The sequence below is a fragment of the Sulfoacidibacillus ferrooxidans genome (assembly GCF_022606465.1).
GTDB lineage: Bacteria > Bacillota > Bacilli > Alicyclobacillales > SLC66 > Sulfoacidibacillus > Sulfoacidibacillus ferrooxidans.
Genome location: NZ_JALBUF010000041.1, coordinates 1 through 4,172 on the forward strand (window position 1 = coordinate 1; position 4,172 = coordinate 4,172).

General features: G+C 47.8%; 3 protein-coding genes. All 3 read left to right on the forward strand.

The window, feature by feature from the left end; translation table 11 throughout:
- Window positions 1-153: 153 nt before the first annotated feature.
- The 3 genes from MM817_RS16125 to MM817_RS17110 are packed head-to-tail and all read left to right on the forward strand — an operon-like array spanning window position 154 to window position 4,055.
- A complete protein-coding gene (locus tag MM817_RS16125; protein ID WP_241717033.1) occupies window positions 154-573 on the forward strand; it encodes a hypothetical protein in 420 nt (139 codons plus the stop codon).
- A gap of 14 nt (window positions 574-587) precedes the next feature.
- Complete coding sequence (gene pglX / locus MM817_RS16130; RefSeq protein ID WP_241717035.1) at window positions 588-3,917, forward strand: BREX-1 system adenine-specific DNA-methyltransferase PglX; 3,330 nt, start codon at window positions 588-590, stop codon at window positions 3,915-3,917.
- A gap of 9 nt (window positions 3,918-3,926) precedes the next feature.
- Window positions 3,927-4,055 (forward strand): hypothetical protein, encoded by a 129-nt coding sequence (locus tag MM817_RS17110; RefSeq protein ID WP_272880045.1) that lies wholly within the window; start codon window positions 3,927-3,929, stop codon window positions 4,053-4,055.
- Window positions 4,056-4,172: the final 117 nt, after the last annotated feature.

Genomic DNA, 4,172 nt, shown 5'->3' on the forward strand with positions numbered 1-4,172 from the left:
TTTCACCGTATTCAATTTAAATTCCGTGCTGTATCTATTTGTCTTTGTCACCATGAACACCTCGAATCGATTTACTTATTTTCACACTCTCGATTCGTTGTGTCCACCCCTATAGCCTAACAGCAGTCCATCAAAATCGGCTATGGCGTTCTTTTGGAGCAAAAGAAAGAGGAAGTGCGTGGCATCATCACTCTGTGTATGGGTGATGTCCATACACTTGCGGGTGTCGGAAGCAAAGCACGCGACGAAGTTAAGAAATCAGATGATCGCTTTATCGAGTATAAGCAAAAAGTAGCCGACGCTACGAGTTTGACCGTGCTTGACGCGATGATAACACAACTGCTCAACTATAAGGATCGAGTTTGCAAGCTCATTGAATCTATACTTGATGAGCAGCCAGAACCAGGCGGCAGCACAGCACCAAAGCCAAAAAAGATTGTGCAGGTGCGCCGTTATGATGTATTCCCTGTCAAGCGGTTGACCTCACGCGAGGACGTGGACGGCTACCTTGAAACGATTCGCCAGAAGCTGTACGACACGTTGGTGGAAAATGACGGAATACAGATTAACTAAGTGAGGGTAATGATATGAATAAGAACGCCATACAAAAATTCGCCATCTGGGCTCGAAACGAACTCATCGACCAAGTGAAACAGCGCGCTTTTCAGTACGGCATCAGCGATAAGAGCTACGGCGAAGAGCACGCCACAGTTATCGCCGGGCGTGTGCTGTCCAACGAGGAACAGCAACAGCGCCACTCGTTTGTCATGCAGATAAAGGAACATGGCTATCAGAAGGCTGTTGAAGACGTGGCGTACACGTGGTTCAACCGCTTTGTCGCTCTGCGCTTTATGGAGGTCAATGACTATTTGCCGACCCATGTCCGCGTGTTCTCCGACGCAAACGGTGACTTCAATCCCGAGATCTTGAAAGAGGTTCTGCACCTCGACTTACCGAGACTCGACAAGGCTAAGGTGTCCGAGCTGCTAAACGCCAATAAGATCGAAGAGCTCTACCGTTATCTCCTGCTGACGCAGTGCAACGCGCTAAATGATGCTTTACCGGAGATGTTTGAACAGCTCGGAAGCTACACCGAAATGCTCCTGCCAAACAACATCTTAAAGCTGGATGGAGTGCTTGGGCGGCTTGTGACGGACATACCCGAAGAAGACTGGCGCGACGCCGTGCAGATTATCGGCTGGATGTATCAGTATTACAATACCGAGCCGAAACAAGCCGTATTTGACGGTCTAAAAAAGAACATCAAAATCACCAAGGAGACAATCCCTGCCGCTACACAGCTCTTCACACCGGACTGGATTGTGCGGTATATGGTGGAGAATTCCCTCGGTCGGTTATGGCTTGAATCGCACCCAAACGCCGCGCTAAGAGCTAACTGGAAATACTACCTCGACGAAGCCGAGCAAACGCCGGAAGTTGCAGAGCATCTGCGCGTTCTGCGCTCGCAGTCTCCCGTGAAATCCCCGGAAGATATTCGTCTGATCGACCCGTGTATGGGCAGCGGTCACATACTTGTCTACGCTTTTGACGTGTTGATGCAGATTTACGAAAGCGTGGGCGTTAGCCCTCGTGACGCGGCCAAGCTGATACTTGAGAAGAACATCTACGGTCTGGACATCGACCGTAGGGCCTATCAGCTCGCCTATTTCTCGCTTATGATGAAAGCTCGGCAGTATAACCGGCGCATTTTCACGGAGAACGTCAAACCGCAGGTCTACCATCCCTCAGGATTCCCGGACGGTGAAGAATTTGGCTCGCTCGTGAAAGTGGATGCGCTACCGCCGAAGCCGGAAGAGCCGAAAGAAATCACTTTATTCACGGAGAATCATGAAACCACGCTGAACGCTTGGAACTTCAAGCGTCTATTAGCGCAGAAGTACGATGTCGTCGTCACCAACCCGCCGTATATGGGCAGTTCGGGTATGGGTGCGAAGCTGTCAGAGTTTGTGAAAGAGAACTACAACGACAGCAAGAGCGACTTGTTTTCGTGTTTTATTGAGCGTGGCTTGGACTGGATAAAACCGGATGGATACAACTGCATGGTTACAATGCAATCGTGGATGTTCCTGTCGAGTTTTGAGACTATGCGTAAAAAAATACTGTCTTTTAGAACAATTATGAATTTTATGCATATGGAGAATATGGTTATGGGCATCGCATTTGGAACTGCTATTTCCAATGTTTACGGACGACACATCGCCAATTACAAGGGTCAGTACAACTACATGACCATGAAAGACGTTGAGGACGGAAAGCCCGTTGTCTTTCCAACTGCTCACAAGCGTAATTGCACCGCCAGCGCTGAGAATTTCGAGAAGATACCAGGCAGTCCTGTGGCGTATTGGGCAAGTTCCGAAATGCTAAAAAGCTTTCGACTAAGCCATATTGCAGATTATGCACAAGTCAGACAAGGCCTGTCCACAGGAGACAACGATAGATTCCTTAGGCTGTGGTTTGAGATTGTAATAGATCGCCTTGCGCTTGGGTTTAATGATATTGAAACTATATGGTTGGAGGGGAAAAAGTGGGTTCCGCTGAATAAAGGAGGATTTTACCGGCGATGGTATGGAAATAATGAATATGTTATTGCATTCGATAAACAAAACTATAATCTATTAGCAAATACAAGTAATCATTTACCTTCAAGGCACCTATACTTCAGGTCAGGAATCACTTGGTCAAATATTTCTTCTGGGAAAGCTGCATTTAGATATTTTGACAAAGGCTATGCTTTTTCTAACAAGGGAGCCTCAATTTTTGCAAATGATAATGATGATGTTTTCTTTATTCTGGCATTTTTAAATGCAAGCATAGTTGTTCATCTACTTGCGATAACATCACCAACAATTGGATTCGAGCCCGGATACATATCAATCCTTGGGTATAATCAATCACTCATTAAGTCGACTTCGTGTATCAGGGATCTTTCTATAGAAAATTACCAATTATCTCGAGATGATTGGGATTTTTTTGAAAATTCATGGGACTTCGCCCGTCACCCGCTCAACTGCGGCGAGCGAACTGTTGCGATGGCATTTGCCAAGTGGGAACACGAAGCGGCGGAGCGATTCGACACGCTCAAAGCCAACGAGGAAGAACTCAACCGTATCTTCATCGACATCTACGGTTTGCATGAAGAACTCACCCCTGAGGTTGAGGATAAGGACGTAACGGTGCGCCGCGCCGATTTGGGGCGCGAGATTCGCAGCCTTATCAGCTATGCCGTGGGCTGTATGTTCGGGCGATACTCGCTTGATGCAGAGGGACTTGCCTATGCCGGCGGCGAATGGGATGCAGGCAAATATCACACGTTTATCCCCGACAAGGACAATATTCTCCCCATAGGTGACGACGAGTATTTCGATGACGATATTGTGGGGCGATTTGTCGAGTTTGTAAGGACCGTCTACGGTGCCGATACGCTAGAAGAAAATCTAAAATTCATCGCTGATGTGCTCGGTGGACGGGGTACCACGCGGGAGGTCATTCGGAACTACTTCCTGAACGGCTTTTACGCCGACCATTGCAAGATCTATCAAAAACGGCCTATATACTGGCTCTTTAGCAGCGGGAAGAAGAACGGCTTTAAGGCTCTTATCTACCTGCACCGTTATTCACGGGACTTGCTCGCCAAGCTGCGGACAGATTACGTCCACGAGCAGCAGGAGCGTTACCGCACACAGCTTCTCCACATCGCTACAGCTCTGAATACAGCGACAGGCGCCGAACGCGCACGGCTCTTGAAGCAGCAGGATAAGCTGACGGAACAGTCACGGGAAATTGGTGTCTTCGAGGAAAAGGTTCACCACCTCGCCGATAGGAACATCGATATTGACCTCGACGACGGCGTTAAGAAAAACTATGAAGTATTCGCAGACGTTCTGGCGAAGATATAGGAGGATCGTATGCTGTCAGACACGATAAAAATCAGGCTTGCAGAACGCTTCTCCGCACCGCTGCTTGAATTTCATAAGCGCCGAATCATCTTCTGGCAGGACGAGGACGGTGAGTTTAGCGAGCAGGTGTGGTATTAAGTCAATATGGTGGACACACCGAACAAAGAATATCAAAACAGTCTGACGGATTGCACCTTGGATTTAGCTTGCCTTTTTGTTCGCTTTTTTGAAATACATTGATTGGAATTGTACAGG

Excerpts from the sequence above, each read along its gene's own strand:
- pglX (WP_241717035.1), top strand. The coding sequence starts at position 588 with ATGAATAAGAACGCCATACAAAAATTCGCCATCTGGGCTCGAAACGAA.
- MM817_RS17110 (WP_272880045.1), top strand. The coding sequence starts at position 3,927 with ATGCTGTCAGACACGATAAAAATCAGGCTTGCAGAACGCTTCTCCGCA.